At 51.0% G+C, this 18,104-nt stretch carries 20 protein-coding genes and 1 pseudogene; 16 read left to right on the top strand and 5 right to left on the bottom strand.

The window, feature by feature from the left end; all coding sequences use genetic code 11:
* Positions 1 to 416 precede the first annotated feature (416 nt).
* From IAE55_RS33420 to IAE55_RS33410, 3 genes are all read left to right on the top strand, one after another.
* The gene (locus IAE55_RS33420; RefSeq protein WP_234490052.1) at positions 417 to 2,021 is read left to right on the top strand and encodes an extracellular solute-binding protein; all 1,605 of its coding nucleotides are present in this window, start codon (positions 417 to 419) and stop codon (positions 2,019 to 2,021) included.
* 69 nt (positions 2,022 to 2,090) lie between these two features.
* Positions 2,091 to 3,056, top strand: a complete 966-nt coding sequence (locus tag IAE55_RS33415) for an ABC transporter permease (protein ID WP_105444935.1) — start codon at positions 2,091 to 2,093, stop codon at positions 3,054 to 3,056.
* A gap of 12 nt (positions 3,057 to 3,068) precedes the next feature.
* A complete protein-coding gene (locus IAE55_RS33410; RefSeq protein WP_145163555.1) occupies positions 3,069 to 3,995 on the top strand; it encodes a carbohydrate ABC transporter permease in 927 nt (308 codons plus the stop codon).
* Between the two features lie 133 nt (positions 3,996 to 4,128).
* On the opposite strand, the gene IAE55_RS33405 is transcribed toward IAE55_RS33410, so the two are convergent.
* A complete protein-coding gene (locus IAE55_RS33405) occupies positions 4,129 to 5,049 on the bottom strand; it encodes a LysR family transcriptional regulator (RefSeq protein WP_200634958.1) in 921 nt (306 codons plus the stop codon).
* Positions 5,050 to 5,223: 174 nt separating this feature from the next.
* Here IAE55_RS33405 and IAE55_RS33400 point away from each other — a divergent pair, with 174 nt between their 5' ends.
* Complete coding sequence (locus IAE55_RS33400) at positions 5,224 to 5,862, top strand: HD domain-containing protein (protein ID WP_105444938.1); 639 nt, start codon at positions 5,224 to 5,226, stop codon at positions 5,860 to 5,862.
* A gap of 350 nt (positions 5,863 to 6,212) precedes the next feature.
* The gene (locus IAE55_RS33395) at positions 6,213 to 6,413 is read left to right on the top strand and encodes a hypothetical protein (protein ID WP_145163552.1); all 201 of its coding nucleotides are present in this window, start codon (positions 6,213 to 6,215) and stop codon (positions 6,411 to 6,413) included.
* 47 nt (positions 6,414 to 6,460) lie between these two features.
* Here IAE55_RS33395 and IAE55_RS33390 read toward each other — a convergent pair whose 3' ends face one another.
* Both IAE55_RS33390 and IAE55_RS33385 read right to left on the bottom strand, forming a co-directional pair.
* On the bottom strand, positions 6,461 to 7,597 hold the full coding sequence (locus IAE55_RS33390; protein WP_200634957.1) for a S1C family serine protease: 1,137 nt from the start codon (positions 7,595 to 7,597) through the stop codon (positions 6,461 to 6,463).
* 11 nt (positions 7,598 to 7,608) lie between these two features.
* Positions 7,609 to 8,787 carry an FxLYD domain-containing protein gene (locus IAE55_RS33385; RefSeq protein WP_105444941.1) on the bottom strand — a complete coding sequence of 393 codons (1,179 nt, stop codon included), beginning with the start codon at positions 8,785 to 8,787 and terminating at the stop codon, positions 7,609 to 7,611.
* A gap of 404 nt (positions 8,788 to 9,191) precedes the next feature.
* Here IAE55_RS33385 and IAE55_RS33380 point away from each other — a divergent pair, with 404 nt between their 5' ends.
* The 7 genes from IAE55_RS33380 (at position 9,192) to IAE55_RS33350 (ending at position 14,143) form a co-directional block, all read left to right on the top strand.
* Positions 9,192 to 9,674 (top strand): SRPBCC family protein, encoded by a 483-nt coding sequence (locus IAE55_RS33380; protein WP_145163548.1) that lies wholly within the window; start codon positions 9,192 to 9,194, stop codon positions 9,672 to 9,674.
* 142 nt (positions 9,675 to 9,816) lie between these two features.
* Positions 9,817 to 10,614: an alpha/beta fold hydrolase gene (locus IAE55_RS33375; RefSeq protein WP_200634956.1), complete on the top strand. Its 798-nt coding sequence runs from the start codon at positions 9,817 to 9,819 to the stop codon at positions 10,612 to 10,614.
* Between the two features lie 24 nt (positions 10,615 to 10,638).
* Positions 10,639 to 11,094: a YdeI/OmpD-associated family protein gene (locus IAE55_RS33370; protein WP_200634955.1), complete on the top strand. Its 456-nt coding sequence runs from the start codon at positions 10,639 to 10,641 to the stop codon at positions 11,092 to 11,094.
* A 26-nt stretch (positions 11,095 to 11,120) separates the two neighbouring features.
* Positions 11,121 to 11,924 (top strand): class I SAM-dependent methyltransferase, encoded by an 804-nt coding sequence (locus IAE55_RS33365; protein WP_145163544.1) that lies wholly within the window; start codon positions 11,121 to 11,123, stop codon positions 11,922 to 11,924.
* Between the two features lie 335 nt (positions 11,925 to 12,259).
* Positions 12,260 to 12,496 carry a GNAT family N-acetyltransferase gene (locus tag IAE55_RS33360; protein WP_200634954.1) on the top strand — a complete coding sequence of 79 codons (237 nt, stop codon included), beginning with the start codon at positions 12,260 to 12,262 and terminating at the stop codon, positions 12,494 to 12,496.
* A gap of 32 nt (positions 12,497 to 12,528) precedes the next feature.
* Positions 12,529 to 13,545 carry a phosphotransferase gene (locus IAE55_RS33355; RefSeq protein ID WP_200634953.1) on the top strand — a complete coding sequence of 339 codons (1,017 nt, stop codon included), beginning with the start codon at positions 12,529 to 12,531 and terminating at the stop codon, positions 13,543 to 13,545.
* An 88-nt stretch (positions 13,546 to 13,633) separates the two neighbouring features.
* Positions 13,634 to 14,143: a YcxB family protein gene (locus IAE55_RS33350; RefSeq protein WP_200634952.1), complete on the top strand. Its 510-nt coding sequence runs from the start codon at positions 13,634 to 13,636 to the stop codon at positions 14,141 to 14,143.
* 18 nt (positions 14,144 to 14,161) lie between these two features.
* Here IAE55_RS33350 and IAE55_RS33345 read toward each other — a convergent pair whose 3' ends face one another.
* On the bottom strand, positions 14,162 to 14,803 hold the full coding sequence (locus tag IAE55_RS33345) for an NADPH-dependent F420 reductase (RefSeq protein ID WP_200634951.1): 642 nt from the start codon (positions 14,801 to 14,803) through the stop codon (positions 14,162 to 14,164).
* A gap of 129 nt (positions 14,804 to 14,932) precedes the next feature.
* On the opposite strand from IAE55_RS33345, the gene IAE55_RS33340 reads away from it, so the two are divergent.
* Positions 14,933 to 15,289, top strand: a complete 357-nt coding sequence (locus IAE55_RS33340; protein WP_200634950.1) for a winged helix-turn-helix transcriptional regulator — start codon at positions 14,933 to 14,935, stop codon at positions 15,287 to 15,289.
* A 107-nt stretch (positions 15,290 to 15,396) separates the two neighbouring features.
* Here IAE55_RS33340 and IAE55_RS33335 read toward each other — a convergent pair whose 3' ends face one another.
* Positions 15,397 to 16,170 (bottom strand): collagen-like protein, encoded by a 774-nt coding sequence (locus IAE55_RS33335; protein WP_234490051.1) that lies wholly within the window; start codon positions 16,168 to 16,170, stop codon positions 15,397 to 15,399.
* Between the two features lie 343 nt (positions 16,171 to 16,513).
* On the opposite strand from IAE55_RS33335, the gene IAE55_RS33330 reads away from it, so the two are divergent.
* The 3 genes and pseudogenes from IAE55_RS33330 to IAE55_RS33320 form a co-directional block, all read left to right on the top strand.
* Positions 16,514 to 17,041 carry a DUF3995 domain-containing protein gene (locus tag IAE55_RS33330; protein WP_234490050.1) on the top strand — a complete coding sequence of 176 codons (528 nt, stop codon included), beginning with the start codon at positions 16,514 to 16,516 and terminating at the stop codon, positions 17,039 to 17,041.
* An 87-nt stretch (positions 17,042 to 17,128) separates the two neighbouring features.
* Positions 17,129 to 17,473, top strand: a complete 345-nt coding sequence (locus IAE55_RS33325; protein WP_200634949.1) for a DUF805 domain-containing protein — start codon at positions 17,129 to 17,131, stop codon at positions 17,471 to 17,473.
* A 448-nt stretch (positions 17,474 to 17,921) separates the two neighbouring features.
* Positions 17,922 to 18,104, top strand: a pseudogene (locus tag IAE55_RS33320) (sugar ABC transporter permease); the annotation flags it as partial.

Below are 18,104 nucleotides of genomic sequence, written 5' to 3'. Positions count from 1 at the left end.
CCCAAGGACAAGCACCTGTGTTCTGATGACTTCGCGTTGCAATTGGCTTTCCATATAACCCCTACTTTCTCATTGGATCTTCGCGGATGAACACGGCCCTTTAAGCCATGCACCGCTTAAGAAGCGTGAATTGGTTTTCATTATACGAGGGGCGAAGATGCATGAACATGCAGTAATCCTTCATTGGGGATGCACTTTGTTTCAGGGATGGGAACGGGGAGGAGACAACATTCGGGATGCTTCTGCAAAACTTGACGTTCCGGCAACAAGGCCCTGACTTTGCTGAAACAAAATACATGTACAGTAAAAGAGCGTGCATGGACTCATCCGAGCGGAGGTTGCTAACATGTGGGTGAAAGCTATCCAACATGTTGTTCATGTCAAAACAAGCCTTGAGGAGGAATACGATCGTGAACATGCGTAACAAACGTGCAGGTTCCATGGCGGCCGTGTTAAGCGCCATCCTGCTGCTGGCCGGCTGTTCCGGGGGCGGCGATTCGAAGGGCGCGTCCGCGGGCTTTCATGAGACGGGGCTGCCGATTGTCGATAAGCCGATATCCCTGACCATTGCCGGTACTTACGATGAACGAACGGGAACGAATTGGAATGAGCTTGAGACGATTAAGGAAATCAACGAAGGGACCAATGTACAGATTAAGTGGAACCTCAGCCCGGGCACCGATTGGGCGACAAAGCGCAACCTGATTATCGCCAGCGGCGATCTTCCCGACGTGCTGCTGGAGCTCAGCAGCTCGCAGGTCGTGACGGGAGGCGCAGACGGCATGTTTATTCCGCTGGAGGATCTCATCGAGAAATATGCGCCGAATTTGACGGATTTTCTGAACAAATACCCGGAAGTACGGCAGGCGATCACAGCTCCGGATGGGCATATTTATTCCCTGCCGATGGCCAACATGTCGGAGTATAAGCATGCCGACGGGAATACGCTGTGGGTGAACAAGGAATGGCTGAAGAAGGCCGGCTTGGAAATGCCGAAGACGACGGAGGAGCTCGCGAAGGCACTCGAGGCATTCAAAACGATGGACATGGACGGAGACGGCAATCCGAATAACGAAATTCCGCTGACCGGCGTCTTCGGCGACTCGCAGTATGGGTTCGGCTACCTGTTCGGATCCTTCAATACGATCGACGAAACTTTTATCGTGCAGGATGACAAGGTGATATTCGTCAGAGCGACGGAGGAGTTCAAAAATACGGTCAAGTACCTGCACTCGCTGTATGAAAAAGGGCTGATCGATCCGGACAGCATGACGCAAAACTCCACCCAGCTGATCGCCAAGGTCTCCTCCGGCAAAAAGGCGTCTGTTGGAGCATTCTTCGCCTGGAGCGCCGACCAGATCACCAACGCGGACTACCGGTGGGATTACGGTTCGCCGATGATCCCGCTCGCCGGGCCGGACGGCTCGCAAATCACCCCGCGCAACAATTTGCAGATGACCCCGGGTATGTTCGTTATCACAAAGGTTAATCCGTACCCCGAGGCGACGATGAGATGGGTCGACCGGGCTTATGAGCCGGAAATGTCCATGAAGCTTCGCGAAGGACCGAACCGTCTGAAGAAGCTGGCTGACGGCACGTATGACACCATCCCGAATCCGGACAACTATACGGCCGGCGAATGGAAGGTCAAAGAGACGCCTTATAATGACTTCGTCTACGGCTTCTCGCAGGAAATGCGCGACAAGCAGATTTTGCCGAAAGCGGAGCCCGGGCAGCTCGATCCCGATTTTGACGAGTGGTACGAAGCTCTGGTTCCGTACATGAAGCCTTGGGTGTACCCGAATATTATGTTCACGGACGCGCAGTACAAGAGCATCGAGCAGTATCAGACGGATATCAAAACGTACACGGACAAAATGGAAGCCCAATGGATCGCCAAAGGCGGCATCGACGAAGAGTGGAATACGTACCTGGAGACGCTGAACAAAATGGGGCTGAGCGATTATACGAAGGTGTACCAGGACGGCTACGATACGAATAAAGCGAACCTGGCCAAATAGAAAACTGCCCCCAACATCCGTTAGCGAGCTGGTTTCCGGCCCGCGTAACGTAAAGGACGGTTGATAACGATGAACACCAAAATCGAAAGGACGGCGCTCGCGCAGCTGGAGAAGCCCGCGAAACCGAAGGCCGCTTCGCTGTGGCAGCGGGTCATCCGCAACTGGCAGCTCTACGTGCTGCTGCTGCCGCTTTTGCTGCATTTCGCGATTTTTCAGTATGCGCCCATGTACGGTCTTCAGATCGCTTTTAAAAATTTTCGCGCCATTGACGGGATTTGGGGGAGCCCCTGGGTGGGGTTCGAGCATTTCGAGCGTTTCTTCCGGTCCTATCAATTCTGGAATACGCTCAAAAATACGCTGCTGATCAATCTGTACGACCTGGTCTTTGCCTTCCCGATCGCGGTCGTGTTCGCGCTCATGCTGAATCAGGTCGCCCGGCTCCGCTTCAAGAAATGGGTGCAGACCATTACTTACGCCCCGCACTTTATTTCGACCGTCGTATTGGTCGGCATGCTGTACATTTTCTTGAATCCGCGGACGGGGATGATCAACAATTGGATCGACCTCTTCGGCGGGGAAAGGATCAATTTTTTCGGCGAAGCGGCCTGGTTCAAACCGATGTACGTCATCTCGGAGATTTGGCAAACGACGGGCTGGAGCGCGATCATCTATTTGGCCGCCTTGACGTCCGTCGATCCGCAGCTGCATGAAGCCGCGATTATGGACGGGGCCAATAAATTTCAAAGGGTGCGGCATATCGACGTGCCTACGATCATGCCTGTCATTATGATCATGCTCATTCTCAAAATGGGGCACTTTGCTTCCCTGGGCTTCTCGAAAGTGCTGCTGATGCAGAACTCCTTGAATATCGATTCGTCGGAAGTGATTCAAACCTATGTGTACAAGACCGGCTTGGTCGGCGCGCAGTACAGCTACTCGGCGGCGATCGGCCTGTTCGACAACCTCATCAATTTTACCCTGCTGCTGACGATGAACCAGCTCGCCAAAAAATTGAAGCAGCAAAGCTTGTTCTAGGAGGGAGCGCTCATGGCTAAAACGGATGCACTCGATCATACCGCAAGGATTGCCCGTTCCCGTGCCGACAAAGTGTTTGACCTGTGCAACTATACGATACTGTCCGCTATTCTGCTGATTGTCCTGTATCCTTTGTATTTCATCGTCATTTCCTCGTTCAGCGAACCGACAGCCGTCAATTCCGGAAACGTCAGCCTTTGGCCCAAAGGGTTTACGCTGGAAGGCTACCGCATTATCCTGCAGAACCATGACGTATGGAGAGGTTATGCGAATACGTTCCTGTACACGGTGATGGACGTCGCATTAAGCTTAGCGATCATGATCCCGGGCGGCTACGCCCTGTCGCGCAAGGAGCTGGACGGGCGGAATGTGTTCATGGTGCTGATCGTCTTTACAATGTTTTTCAGCGGGGGCATGATCCCGACCTATATGGTGGTCAAAAATTTGGGCATGGTCGACACGATCTGGGCGCTGTTTGTGCCCACAGCCGCATCGGCGTATTACGTCATCGTGGTGCGGACGTTTTTCCAAAATACGCTGCCGGAGGAAATGCTGGAATCGGCCAAGGTCGACGGCTGCTCGACCTTCCGCTTTTTCTTCAGCATGGTCATTCCGCTGTCGGCGCCCATCATTGCGGTCATGGCGCTGTTTACTGCGGTATCCCAGTGGAACTCCTTTTTCAGCGCGCTGATTTATCTGCACGACGCGGATCTGTATCCCCTGCAGTTAATCCTGCGCAGCATCCTGATTTCCAGCCAGATGTCGGCCCACGGAACCGATGCCGTCGTTGACCCGGAAACGATCGTGGAAGCCCAGCGGTACGCGGAACTCATCAAGTATGCTCTCATCATGGTCGCCAGTGTTCCAGTACTGGCACTCTATCCCTTCCTGCAGCGTTTCTTTGTGAAAGGGATGATGATCGGTTCGGTCAAAGGGTAAACATAACAACGAACTGCCGCGAAGTTGAAGTGCATTTCCAACGATTAGCCGATGTCGAACCATTGGGGGTACTGTTCAAATGCGGCAGTTTTCGTGTTGGACGGGAAAAGATTAACGCGATCACGAGCGGGCTCTAGCTCTCCAACACCGCATGGGGGACGAGATTGCCTAACTTGTTATTTTCCACAAATTGCTGAAGAAGGGAAATAAACGCCCGGGCCGCGTGGCTTAAAAATTTATCCTTATTCATAATGATGACGATCTGCCGGTATAAGGTGGGATTGACGATAGGGATTGCGGATATCGCACCGTCACGGTTCAGATCGATCAGCGATTTGGATAAGATGCTGACGCCGGCACCCGATTTAACCAAATTGAAGATGGTACTAATGGAATTGGTTTCGACGAAGGGGGTCATCTGATTGCCGGTCATGCGGCAGGTCGCGTCCACTAGCTGGCGGCACTTGTGGTTCTCGGGAAGCAGGATCAGCGGCAGCCGGTCCACTTCGGTAAAGCTAATCTCTTTTCGCTGGGCAAGCTCATGGCTGGAGGAGACGGTTAAATTAAACTGTTCGAAGTATAAAGGGATTGTGTCCAGCCGGTCATCGTCGACGGGCAGAATGGTCACGGCCGCATCGAGTTCATTATTCAGTACCTTCTCCGTAACGTTTCCGGATTCAACAATTTTGACCGTAACGTTCGGATATTTCTGGTTGAAATCGACCAGAAGCGAGGACACCAAATGATTTAACTCCCCGGGGGGAGAGCCGATGGCGAGCGTTCCACGATCTCCGCTTTGCAGCTCGTTCATTTGGTCCTTTGCGCTTTGGAGTGCGTTGAAAATGACAGCCGTATGCGACTTCAGGATCTTCCCCGCCTCGGTCAACGCGATTTTCTTTCCGATTCGGTCAAAAAGAGGGGTGCCGATTTCGTCTTCAAGCGACTTGATCTGATGGCTCAGCGTAGGCTGGGTCACATTTAATTTATCTGCGGCCCGCGTGAAGTGAAGCTCCTCGCAAATCGCTTGGAAATATTCCAATTGCCGTATCTCCATGATTCGTTTCCTCCCGATGTGTAGGATGGCATGATGAGCGTATGAATGCTCTGAGCGTCCAAATGATGTGTTTTATCTATTATTATTATAGAAATCATAACATTGATCTATTATACAGTGCATTTTACAATGAGGGCATCAACAACACAATCCTTTTTTGCGAGGTGTATGACAATGTCCTTATCTATCGGTCATGTAAAAATACCGGACAGCGCATTAGCCAGACAGGCTGCCGAGCTGCTTCGGGATCATGGGGATGATTTGCTGTGGAACCATTCTCATCGGGTATATCTGTTTGGTGCCGTACAGGGGGAGCAGGCGGGAATAACGTATGATGCCGAGCTGCTGTATATCAGTGCCTTGTTCCATGATTTGGGATTAACCAACCACTTCAGCAGTCCTGACAAGCGGTTTGAGGTTGACGGAGCCAATGCGGCAAGAAAGTTTTTGGAATCGCATCAGGTTCCGGAGGAGTCGATCCGGCGCGTCTGGGATGCCGTCGCCCTGCACACGACGATCGGCATTGCGCAGTATAAGGAGCCGGAAGTTGCGCTGATTTATTCGGGTGTCGGTTATGATGTCATGGGAGAAAATTTTGATGCGATTACGCCGGAGATTCGTGAACAAATCGTAGCGGCGTTCCCCCGGAATCAGTTCAAGAGCAAGATCCTGAACGCTTTTCTGGAAGGCTTCAAGCATAAGCCGGAAACGACATTCGGGAATATCAAATCGGATGTATGCGAGCGGCTGCTGCCAGGATACAAAAGCCCAAACTTCTGTGATTTGGTTCTTCACTCGCATTGGGACGAGTAAGAGGATACATTGCCTTTCCGAAAATAAACCGATGCCTTGCGGCATCGGTTTTTCATGCATTAGCCTTTTTCATTTTAATTGAAGGTTTACGCCAACAACTCAGATTTTACCGCGTTCTATTTATATATACTTCATAAGAATGGCGAGGAGGGATTCCAATCAAGAAGGTGCTCATTGGTTTATGCATCGTTACTTTTACGATGTTATCCGGATGTCTAAGTCATCCTTCCGTAATTCAATTTACTGGCGAAAGTAAAACCTGGTCTGCTAACTATACGATTACCAAACTGAATCGAGAAGATCATATCAGCCGGCTCCAAATCCGGTACAAAGGGAAAGACCCTGCAAACGTGGGGAGAATCAAATATAAATTTACCGGCACAACGATGAGTGGAAGCGGGGAACAAAAATTGTCAGGGAACAGAGACATCGTTAGCGGATCCGGAGGCAACGGCGCTATTCCGCTGGAGGACTCAACCATTCAGGTTACCGTCGAGTGGAAGGGCCACAAGGAAGAGATGGAGCTTTCGACCGGCGCTTCCCGTAAATAATAAGCCCCTATCCACAAGGGACAGGGGCTGTGCCAGGGCAGAGGAACTTAAAGCTTCTTCCCTTTGCCGTGCAATATTTTCAATTCTCCGTTCTCATACCCGACCGAATAGCTCATCCGGTAACCTTGATAGACGGTGCCGCTCTTACGCCGCTCCTCAGCCGTAATATCAACGCTGACCAAAGCGCCGTCGTCCTGCTCTTCAAGCGTCAGTGAGCCAAGCGTTATATCACCGGTATTCAGATAACCTGCCCGGAAATCCTCATAACTGATTCCGCTCTGCCATTCGCTGCCGAGCAGGGAATACGCCGTAACGTAATCGCCGTTATTCAGGCTTTGATAGAAGTAAGCGACAATGTCCCGCTCGTCCGCGACCGTTCCGTCGCTGTCCGTACCGTACTCATCTCCGCCGTCCCCAGCCGGAAGCTCGGTCATCGGGGTCTTGGACCATTCCCTGGCCTGCTGAAGAATGCTGGAGATCGGAATGCTGAACCCGATTCCCGGTCCCTCGGACACAGCCGCCGAGTTGATACCCAGCACTTCACCCGTTTCTGCATTGACCAGCGGTCCGCCGCTGTTGCCGTGGGTAATCGGCGCAGAGATTTGGTACAGATTGCTGTAGGTGTACGGATCAATGTCGAAGCTGCGGCCGAGTCCGCTGATAATCCCCGTCGTTACCGTATTTTCCAGACCCAAAGGGCTGCCGAGCGCGAGGATTTCGTCCCCGACCTCCGCCTTGTAGTCTTCGGCTACGGAAAGCGGGGCGAGCTTCTTAAGCTCAGGCACGCGAACGACCGCAACATCCGTATCGGTTCCGATCCCGATGACGGTTCCTTTATATTCTTCGTGATTCAACGTCCGCACTGTTACCTGCTGTGACCCGGTTACGACATGGGCGTTGGTTAACAGGTCACCTTGATCGTTATACAGAAATCCGGAGCCGAGTCCGTCTCCGCTTTCGATCGTGACGACCCGTTTCTGGCTGTCCTCGATAATCTCCTTGCGCGTCTTTTTTTCTTTCGTCACCGCCGCTGCATTGGCTGCATTGGCTGCCTTTTGCACTGCGAGCAGCGGCTGCCCGCCAAGCTCGTTCTCGGCCGTCCTGTGAATGAAATACGTCCCGCCGCTTCCCAAGCCGAGGATGATCAGGGAGGCCAGTGCGCTGATCCAAATGCCTTTACTCATATTCCGTCCCCCTATTCCAAATACCAGGATGCATTATCAACCGAGACTTCCGCTTGTTCGTAGACCCCATAGTAGGATGTCGAGAAGCTCCCGGATTCCCCCGGCTCCAGCCTGAACGGCGAAACGTTGGCATAAGCATCGCCGATGAAGGCACCGGAGGAGCTGCTGTAAATGTTGAGGTAAACGCTGACCGAATAGATCGGGCGGGTCGCGGTGTTCGTGACCGTCCCGGAAATGGTCAGATCGCCGTAATCGTCCAGCACGGCCGTAACGCCGGATACATCAACGGCCGCGGTCCGGTTGTTCAATTCTTCTTCGGCGGCCTTCTGCTGGGCCAGCTGAATACGCTTAGCTTCAGCCTCCTCAAACTCCCGCTTCGCTTCCGAAATTTGCTTCCGGTACGACGTCAGCTTCGGATTGTCCGCAGCGTAGGACAGCCCGTTGTCCACGGCTTCCAGCGCTCCGGCAAAATCCTTTTTCCGCAGCTTCTCTTCGGCTGACGAATAGCTGATCCCGGCGATTTTGTTGATAATCTGCGCTTTGACGGCGGCCGCTTCCTGACCGCTGAGGCCGCGGACCGTAACGAGCTTATCGGCCAGCGCATCAACTGTAGTCAGCTTGTCCAGCTGGCCTTTGATGCGAAGCACCGTCAGCATAACCTGGTCCGCCGCCAGCGATTTCTGAAGCGGCGCGAACAGCGGCTCCTGCCGCTTGCCGATCATATCCGCGATTTGCCTCAGCGCTTTTTCCCCTTCATCCAACTTCTTGGCCTTAAGCTGTGCCGAAGCGCCGTCGAGTTGATTTTTGAGCTGAGCGGCCTTGGCCGCAAGCTCCCGGTCCCGGGTCAGTGCGGCGAAGCGCGGCCGTTGTTCTTCGGCCCGTTCCAACAGCTGGACCGCTTCCGAATACCGTCCTGCCAACGCCTCTTTCTTGGCTTGCTGCTGAAGCGCCATCACTTCCTGGTTTACGGACTGCTCATACTTGTAATAGAGCGTAAGACCCAGGGCAACCACTCCGGCAAGCAAAAAAGGGATGATCCACTGGAATACCCGGCCGCTTCCTCCCTTGGTGACGGCCGCCTGTGCCGGGCGCTGATCATCTCCCAGTTTACCTGCTGCAGCTTGAGGCAGCCGGATGGCCTCGGTGCCCGCGGCTACCTCAAGAACGGCCTGCCGTACTTCTTCCGTCAATAATCTTGCTCCGCACTTTCCGCATATTTTCTGTTCCGGAGCACACTTTGCCCCGCACTGATGACAATACACCCTGTTCCCCCCAGCGTTCATGTATCGATCCGGCTGCGGTAATTGAAAGCCGGTTCCATCAAAATATCTAGGTCTTCAGTGAATCTTCTGGTTCCATAGACCTAGATTACTAGTTTTTACTATACCATAATATGGATTGATGCGAGAAGAGGATTTTAATAGCTTGGAGTCAGCCCATCTTTTAACGGCTGCCGGGTGTCCGATTGCTTTTTTAGCTGAACGGGATAAAAGCAATTCGCAAGAAATAACAGCCTGATAAGTGTGCTACGATGACGTTAGTAAAACATGTGGGCTGATGGATCCATTTTTGTGAAATTGGAGGTTGGATACTCATGACCAATCATTCGAGTAACAAGAGAATCGACACTGCCTCGAGGACGATCAAAGCATCGCCGCAAACGATTTATCATGCGTTCGTGGACCCTGAGGCTTTAGTAATGTGGCTTCCTCCGGAGGGAATGAAAGGCCGAATTTTCGAGTTCAACCCCGTGGCGGGTGGAACTTACCGGATGTCGCTGACTTATTTAGAGAACGACGGCACAATGCAAGGGAAGACCTCTGACGATACAGACGTCGTCGAAGGAACGTTCCTGGAGCTCGTCCCGGACGAGCGTATTGTACAGGCTGTTGTATTCGAGTCAGATGATCCTGATTTTGCCGGAGAGATGATCATGACATGGACTTTAGCAGCCAATCCGAAGGGCACGGTGGTTACGATCGTATGCGAGAACGTGCCGGCAGGGATCCGGAAAGAAGATCACGACGTCGGTTTAAGGTCCACTTTGGAGAACCTGGCATTATATACGGAACAATAGTTCGTTTCGTTGAACGAGTCAAAATCGGTTTGTTAAAAATTTATAGAAAAAAACCATAAAAGATCGTGTATTTGTCGATTATGGTGAGCCGCGTTCGTTGTATTGGTAGAGGACAAAAAACGAAGCAAGGAGGCTTTGCCTTATGAGAACGGTCACTTCGAAAGACGGCACGATTATTGCTTACGACAAGGTTGGAAGCGGCTCGCCGCTCCTGCTGGTCGATGGCGCGCTGTGCAGCCGGGGGAATGGCCCCAGCAGTGCCTTGGCAGCTGCATTGCAGCAGGATTTTACCGTGTATACCTATGATCGTAGAGGGCGTGGCGAAAGTGGAAATCATGCTATTTATGGAGTTGATCGCGAGATTGAGGACCTTTCTGCTGTGATTGAAGAAGCAGGAGAGGATGTATTTGTATACGGCGTATCCTCGGGGGCAGCGCTTGCCCTTGAAGCGGCAAATCAGCTTACGTCGATAAAAAAACTGGCGTTATACGAAGCGCCTTTTGTAACGGACGGTAGCCGTGAAGCTGTGCCGGATGAGTACGCTGCACAAATGGATGAACTGATTAGAGCCAATCGCCGGGGTGCAGCAGTCAAGCTGTTTATGAGAAAAGGAGTCGGACTGCCGGCCCCGGTCGTGGCCATGATGCCGATGATGCCTGCCTGGTCCAAGCTTAAGTCGGTCGCCCATACGCTTCCTTATGACACCATACTGACGATCGGGCAGCAGAAAGGGAGTAAGGAGACGCTGAAACGATGGTCGAGCATCTCTGTCCCCACGCTTGTTGCCGTTGGCGGCAAGAGCCCGAAATGGATGCGTAATTCCATGAAGGAGCTTGCACAGGTTTTGCCGAATGCAACCCATCAAGTGCTTCCCGGTCAAACGCATATCGTGAAACCGGCCGCATTGGTCCCTGTATTGGTCGACTACTTGAAGGGATAAAAAATATATTGAGGAGGTTGCGATATGGTAACATTTACTGCCGAACTGCAGCTGCATGGAAAGACCGCAACAGGCATTGAGGTGCCGGAGGAAGTCGTCAGAAGCTTAGGCTCTGGAAAAAAGCCTGCGGTTCGTGTTACGATCCGGGGGTACGCGTACCGGACTACGATTGGAGTAATGGGCGGACGATTTTTGATTCCGGTCAGCACGGAGCATCGGAAGAAAGCGAAGGTTGCCGCCGGCGACGAACTCGAGGTTCAGTTGGAGCTGGATACGGAACCGCGTGAATTAGCCGTGCCGGACGACTTCTTGTCAGCATTGTCGCATAACGGGGTGGCGAAGTCTGCTTTTGAGAGCATGTCTTATAGTAATCGACGGCGCCTTGTTCTGGGCATTGAGGATGCCAAGACACCGGAAACCAGACAGCGGCGAATAGAGAAAGCTTTAAACGAGTTAAATGATTCCCAAAGTAAAAAGTGACATAAGCAGCGGTTAAGGAGGAAATCATGCACTCTCGACACGATTATAAAGAATTGCGTCAAACCTTTGAGCAGGCGGCCGATCTGTACCAGCAGGCACGGCCGGAGTACCCGGAAGCTTTGCTGGACGATCTGGTACAGGCGGCTGATTTGCATCCGGGGGATCGTCTGCTGGAAATCGGTTGTGCGACAGGAAAGGCGACCCTACCGTTAGCCAAACTTGGATTCAACATGACATGCGTGGAGCTTGGAGCGGATCTTGCGGAAGCTGCCCGCCGCAACCTCACCGGAATGGATGCCGAAATTATAACGGGGGGCTTCGAAGAGTGGCAGCCCGAGGCCGAGAAAAGGTTCGATTTGGTATTTGCCGCCACCGCGTGGAGCTGGATTGATCCGAAGGTTCGGTATTCCAAGGCATGGCAGGTCCTACGTCCCGGCGGACATTTGGCTTTTTGGAACGCCACTCACGTTTTTCCGGACGACGGGGATCCGTTCTTCCGTGAAATCCAAGACGTATACGATGAACTGGGCGAGGGCAAACCGAAAGACACCGACTGGCCAAGGCCGGGGGAACTGCAGGAGCAGCGGGAAGAGATCGGGCAAAGCGGCCTGTTTGAGGTCGTTCATGTTCGGCATTTCGACTGGGAACGCATCTATCATGCGGAAGAATACATTAACCTTCTGAAAACGTTCTCCGACCATATTCTTATGGAGGAATGGAAGCGTGAGAAGCTCTTCAGTGAAATCCGGGTTCGCCTGAACAGCCGTCCGGACTCGTCGGTCCGCCGCCATTGGGGCGCTGTTCTTCATGTCGCCCGGCGTTTAGACTGAACGGAAAGATAAATCTAACAAGCGGAATAATTGAAATGACAAAGCTCCGATCGGATACTGGGTTCAACAGGCCAATCGGAGCTTATTGTTTTTATTATGATTTTTCCGGGTCACAGGCTGTTTGGTTTAAATCGGGATTCGCAAGGATCAGGTTTGAACTCCCCGAAAGCAGGACAGTTTGGTTATAGCCATTCAATACCTGAAGCTTATGGTAAAATTATCAAGTATGAATGCGAGCCATTGGAGGGAGCCCATGTGGAATTACAGGAAATTAAGTTTTGAGGAAGCTGAACTCATTAACGGTATGAACCCATCTCAATATATTAAAAATGCCATTGGATCAATTATTCATTACGCTGGAGCATAGAGGTAAAGGGATCGGTAAAGAACTGTTCGCGATCGCGGCTCATCAGGCGAGGGAGTGGGGAGCTGAGAAATTGTATATCTGCGCAGGTTCAGCCGAAGAAACGATTGCCTTTTATGGTGCAATGGGATGCCGGGAAGCGGCGGAGGTTAGCCGGAAGTTGCTGGAGAACGATCCAAGGGATGTACAGTTGGAGTTCGTTTTATAGTTTCCGAATACTCCATAAGGAGCTGTGCAAGTATGCATGAGAAATCGAGTATCTCCGAATTTCAAAAATTGTGCCGTGCGCTGAAGCTAGGCGAATTGCAATCGGCCCCTGTACCGGTTACCGGTGGGCTGCTTCACAAAATGTACGCGGTGGAAACTGCGACAGGCAAATATGCCGTGAAGGCTTTAAATCCGCAGATTATGACCAGACCAACTGCAGTGAGCAACTACATCATGTCTGAGCGGATTGCGAATTACGCGGCAAAATTCATTCCTGCGCTTCCCGCAAAGAAGTTTGACGGGGAGTCGCTGCAGCGATTAGAGGACAGGTATTATCTTGTTTTTGATTGGACCAGTGAGAACAGCCTGAAGCATGGTGAAATAGACACGACTCATTGCGGAAAAATGGGTGACATTCTAGCAAAGCTGCATCGGATCGACTTTTCAGTTTTAGGAATCGAAGCTCCACTATTCTCGAATTCGGCTTTAACGGATTGGAGCCTCTATTTGGAGAAAGGACAAGAAAACCATGCCGAGTGGACCGGTCAGCTGCTCGAAAGCATGGAACATTTACATCGATGGAATGCAGCCGCCATCGAATCGGTGAACGGGCTTTCTTCTGAATGGGTGATTACGCATGGGGACTTGGACCCGAAAAACGTACTGTGGTCAGGTCATGAACCCATACTGATTGACTGGGAATCCGCCGGTTATAAAAATCCGTCGCTGGACTTACTGGAAACCGCTGTTTATTGGTCCGAAAATGAGACGGGTGAGATACAGAAGGAGAAATTTTTAGCCTTTATACAAGGATATAAAACAGCTCAGGGGCGCATTTCATCCGATTGGAGGCTGATTCTGGCTGGTGGGTTATTGTCCAAACTAGAATGGCTGGAATATAATCTAAAACGGTCTTTGTGGATCGAATGTACGGATGAAGAAGAACAGAAGACCGGAACAGAGCAGGTCTCCATAACCTTGGGTGCTATTAAGCATTATGCAGAATCCATCCCCAAGATGGAAGAATGGCTTGAATTGCAGAACCTATAGAGAAGCACAGGATATGTTGATGCTGACTGGACAGCGGCTCGAGTTCGTTCCAATGGGCGTGCTGTCCAGTATACCATGGAGGGTTTAAATGGTCATTTCTTTTGACATCAACAAAGAGGATTATTGGAAATTCAACAAGCATGTCATCATGAACAATTTGAAATACAAGCGGCGGTTTCTCACTAGTCTGATTCTCCTTCCGGTCGTGATGAGCATTATTTTTATGCTGATGCAGCTGCCGACATGGTACTCCTGGACTGCTGGAATAATCCTGGGACTTGGTGTACATGTTTACTCTTACAAGCGATTTAAAAGGCGGGTCTTGTCCCTGCTGGACGATAAACCCGGGCTGCTGGGAGAGCATACGATTACCTTGGCAGATGAAGGAATCATTGAGAATACGTCTGTGAACGAAAGTATACATAAATGGCCCGGAATCAGAAGCATCGAGCACAATGATGAGTATATTTTCATATTCCTGAATCAGACGATGGCGCATATTATTCCCAAAAGGGCTTTTGAGAGCTCCGAAACCGCTGCTGTTTTCCTGAAAGAGGCGCAATCCAAGTGGGAAAGGGAATCCCGACGAACTGCATAATCAAAAGAATGAAAAGATTTATCCACGCGTTAACAAGGCGAATGCCGATCCTGGCGATTGCAGCTGCATTTCGCTGATGACGCAGGCAAGCATGATGGATTCCTGAAGGCGGCTTCGGCTGATATCTCCCAGATCAATAACCGTTGACCAGCCGAGGTCTTTCAACAGAGTCCTGACTTGCTCTTTGGACTCCAAGTTGTTGCCGGACATAAACATGACCGGGGAGCCTTCGCTAAAATGCGGGTGAACCATGATTTGATCGCTGACGATATTGAGTGTTTTAACGATAGAACTGTCAGGCAGCAGCTGCTGGATGATTTCCCCTGCAGATGTTTCGTTATGGAGCAAACGCGGCCCGCCGTCAAAGGATACGGCATTGCTGACGTCGATGACGGTTTTATTTTTTAAACAGGCGGGGTCGATGGATTCCAGCACGTCTTTCAAACCATTCCAGGGAAGCGCCAGAATCATCGTCTCTCCAAACCGGGCGGCTTCGTCAAAAGTGACCATTCCGACCGAACTGCCGGTCTCTTTTTTCCAAGATGCGTGTTTCGGATGATCGGGTTCCCGGCTGCTCACGACAACGCGATGGCCCGACACCGCTAAACCTTTAGCTAACGTTTTACCTACATTTCCGGATCCCAAAATTCCAATTTTCATGTTCGATTCCCCCCTCACGAGCCATTATAGAGCTGGGGCCATGCCGGGAACAATAAGGCACTTTTTTGTATCCAGGCATGCGCACGCAGCTTGGTGTATAATGTTGGGAAAAAATAGGGAGGGAGTCCAATGCCTGTGCAGCTGAATGAGTGTCCGGTCGAGGTGGTCATATCCAGTCTAAGCGGGAGATGGAAGATACCGATATACCGGTATTTGTACAAAAACGACCAGCCCGTGCGTTACAGCGCATTGCAGCGCCATTTACCGTCCATCTCCAAGAAGGTACTGACAGAACAGCTCCGCGAGCTGGAGCGTGACGGCATCATTGAACGGAAATCGTACCCGGAGCCCCGGCCCAGAGTGGAATATGCGCTGACTTCGGCGGGACGGTCTATGATTGAATTTCTGGATCAGATCGGCGAGTGGGGCGTGAAGCACATTCTATCAAACAAGAAACTCAGCAAAGCTGATTTGGATCTTGATTAAAAACCGATGATCAAATATGCAACAAACGCCAAGAAATCGCTGTGCTAGTAGCAGAGCGATTTCTTGCGCATATATTACTAATAATCTTGGAGCTGCCAATAGGTTGTTTAGGCGGACGCCAATTTTTCAATGACAATCGAAGCGCTAGTTGTAGGCGTTCCCCCGCCTATGCTGGCCTGCAGTGTTTGAGTTCCCGTATTATCGATCCGGTTCAAAGTCAGGACGCCTCCCGCCGTTAATCGTGCTACGACTTGACCTTGATAAGGGTTATTGCCCGCACCGGAGCCATAGTTGCTGCAAGGAACCAGCGTGGCCGGCAGCGGTCCGGCGGCATCCGGATCGAAGAACAGGCCGAATGCGCTGTTTCCGGCAGTCGGGAATACTTCCCAGCTGATGTTATAGAAACCAGTTTCCAGGATGTTGACGGTGGATGGGCTGGTGAAGGAAGTGGCAGTCCCGTTAATGACAGAGTTATTAAAGGTAACGGCGCCGCCTTGGCCTCCGGGAGTAGGGGCTGCGGCAACGGTTTGATCGACCGTGCTGCACAAGAATGCAAACGAAGCGATGCCTCCTGCTGGACCCGCAGGGCCTTGCGGTCCGGCAGGGCCTTGTGCTCCGGCAGGCCCTTGAGGACCAGCAGGACCTTGTGCGCCGGCAGGACCTTGTAGTCCGGTAGCACCTTGAAGTCCTGGAATACCCTGTGCTCCAGGAAGACCTTGTGGACCTGCAGGACCTTGCGGGCCTTGCGGACCGGCCGGAGCATTTACTTTAATTTTCGGGGGAGGACAGTTTACCTTTACAACTTTTTTAATGACGCGGTGTTTCTTATTTCTATGGTGGTGAACAACTTTAGCTTTGCAGCACTTTTTTGAAAATTCCAATGATATGCACCTCCTGTCGATTTGTCTACAGAGTATGGGTTTGCTTCACATTTGGCATGGACTGATAACTATCATTTGCTAGACTAACGGCTATATTTTGAGAAAACGGGCATATGCGGGGTATTTCTTGGGACAAGCGGTTTGTCTGCCAATCCATAGGAATAAATTGATAGATTGGTTTACATATTCGATATTTTCAGAAGGCGATGCTATTTTGACGCATTATTAAAAATGGAGAGAGATAGACAATTGAGAGCACAAACGGGCGAAATGGATACGGCATAGCTGAAAAAAGTGCCCGGACTTAGGCAGGAGTGCGATGACTATTAAGGGAAGGCAAAGGATGGGAATGATCCAACATAAAGAAGTGTATATCTTTGCGGGGTTTATCTGGTGCGTTCTGTTTGCGATCATTAGCTTTTACTGGGCAGGCGGAGGCATGATTGGCGTAAATACATTAGGAGGGTTCATCTATAATCAAGCCATAGAAAGGGAAGCATCGTTCATAGCCATGGTCTGGCTTACTGGATTCGTGAAATTGTGTGGGGGCTTATTTTTGCTGCTGTTTCTAAGGCCATGGTCCAGCATGACGAACTGGGTTTTATATGTTCTAGGGCTACTAGCGGGGATTTTGCTATTCTTATACGGCCTAGCCAACGTGATTTCTCTTATTTTTGCCTGCATAGGGCTGCTGTCCCTGCAGATTGACGATTTTGCGCTCAGGTGGAGGCTCTTTTTTTGGGAGCCATTTTGGATGCTGGGAGGAGCGTTGTTTACCCTTGCTGCATCAAGTTTAAAAGTGAAGTCAATTCATGAGCCTTTTATTCAGCAGCCGTCTTCTCAGCAGTCGGCCGCTTTTTTTCATTTCTGAAATTTCATGGAAAAATTTGATGGTATCTGCAGGTTTGATTTCATGCTAAACTCAATCGGATTCAATATAGGATAGGGGAAGTTTAGGATGGAATGGTATTTAAAAGCATTGAAAAATTACGCGGAATTTCAGGGAAGGGCGTCCAAAAAAGAATATTGGATGTTTATGCTGTATGAAGGAGTAATCTACCTCGTGCTTTCCGTCGTCGAGGAAATCGTGGGGCTGTCTTACATATTATCCGCGATCTATTTTGCTGCTACCTTCTTGCCGTCTTTGGCGGTTGCATGCCGCAGACTCCACGATACGGGAAGAAGCGGTTGGTGGAACTTGATCGCCCTGATACCGATCGTAGGCATCATTATTTTTGTTGTGCAAACCTGTCAGGCAAGTCAGGAGACGGATAACCAATATGGCCCCCAGCCTGTGAAGTAATGTTTGGGAAGGTCGGCGAGACATAAGGATAACATCACAAGAGGAAGGCTGCCGGCCGATTGAGCCGGGAGTCTTTTTTGCTCGGCATTCTTCTTATAACTAAATCATGTGCAGCTTGGCGGAAAGGTTTGAATGGTCAGGTACAGCAGACCGGAAGGATTGGGGAAAAGCTACTTGCTTGCATGGGCTTTGCCGCTCGGTTGGTCAATTTTGATATGCCGCCCATATCCCGCCGGATCACTCAAAAATGACACATTGTCCGCTTGTCCAAGCCGCTTGTCATCAGGCCGCAGGCACCTTGTTACCGGGGGTTAGGGGCAGCAGCTAAAATGACATATTTACGAGCACTGCTCCCTGGGCTATCGTAAAAATGTAAGCGTTAGCACACCTGACATACTGTGGCAACGATGGGTGGAGCAAAAACCATTTATCAGGAAGGGGTGATCCTATGCAGGAAACCAATACGGCGTTTGCCGGCCGCCCGGCGGCGGCCATGCCGACAAAGAGAAAAGGCAAAGGTTTATGGAAGCGCATCATTATGAACTGGGAGCTGTACCTGTTTATTGCGCCGGCCTTTTTGTACTTTCTTATTTTCTGTTACGGGCCGATGTACGGCATCCAGATCGCGTTC

It is taken from the genome of Paenibacillus sp. S28 (assembly GCF_016624415.1).
Classification (GTDB): Bacteria; Bacillota; Bacilli; order Paenibacillales; family Paenibacillaceae; genus Paenibacillus_AQ; species Paenibacillus_AQ favisporus.
The sequence above is the reverse complement of the archived record's forward strand: the minus strand, read 5'-3'. Positions and strand labels throughout refer to the sequence as shown.

Bases quoted from the DNA above. Each gene is read 5' to 3' on its own strand.
- IAE55_RS33410 (WP_145163555.1), top strand. From the start codon at position 3,069: ATGGCTAAAACGGATGCACTCGATCATACCGCAAGGATTGCCCGTTCC.
- IAE55_RS33350 (WP_200634952.1), top strand. From the start codon at position 13,634: ATGGTCATTTCTTTTGACATCAACAAAGAGGATTATTGGAAATTCAAC.
- IAE55_RS33325 (WP_200634949.1), top strand. From the start codon at position 17,129: ATGGAATGGTATTTAAAAGCATTGAAAAATTACGCGGAATTTCAGGGA.
- IAE55_RS33355 (WP_200634953.1), top strand. From the start codon at position 12,529: ATGCATGAGAAATCGAGTATCTCCGAATTTCAAAAATTGTGCCGTGCG.
- IAE55_RS33340 (WP_200634950.1), top strand. From the start codon at position 14,933: ATGCCTGTGCAGCTGAATGAGTGTCCGGTCGAGGTGGTCATATCCAGT.
- IAE55_RS33345 (WP_200634951.1), bottom strand. From the start codon at position 14,803: ATGAAAATTGGAATTTTGGGATCCGGAAATGTAGGTAAAACGTTAGCT.
- IAE55_RS33415 (WP_105444935.1), top strand. From the start codon at position 2,091: ATGAACACCAAAATCGAAAGGACGGCGCTCGCGCAGCTGGAGAAGCCC.
- IAE55_RS33420 (WP_234490052.1), top strand. From the start codon at position 417: ATGCGTAACAAACGTGCAGGTTCCATGGCGGCCGTGTTAAGCGCCATC.
- IAE55_RS33375 (WP_200634956.1), top strand. From the start codon at position 9,817: ATGAGAACGGTCACTTCGAAAGACGGCACGATTATTGCTTACGACAAG.
- IAE55_RS33390 (WP_200634957.1), bottom strand. From the start codon at position 7,597: ATGAGTAAAGGCATTTGGATCAGCGCACTGGCCTCCCTGATCATCCTC.
- IAE55_RS33405 (WP_200634958.1), bottom strand. From the start codon at position 5,049: ATGGAGATACGGCAATTGGAATATTTCCAAGCGATTTGCGAGGAGCTT.
- IAE55_RS33365 (WP_145163544.1), top strand. From the start codon at position 11,121: ATGCACTCTCGACACGATTATAAAGAATTGCGTCAAACCTTTGAGCAG.
- IAE55_RS33400 (WP_105444938.1), top strand. From the start codon at position 5,224: ATGTCCTTATCTATCGGTCATGTAAAAATACCGGACAGCGCATTAGCC.
- IAE55_RS33380 (WP_145163548.1), top strand. From the start codon at position 9,192: ATGACCAATCATTCGAGTAACAAGAGAATCGACACTGCCTCGAGGACG.
- IAE55_RS33370 (WP_200634955.1), top strand. From the start codon at position 10,639: ATGGTAACATTTACTGCCGAACTGCAGCTGCATGGAAAGACCGCAACA.
- IAE55_RS33330 (WP_234490050.1), top strand. From the start codon at position 16,514: ATGGGAATGATCCAACATAAAGAAGTGTATATCTTTGCGGGGTTTATC.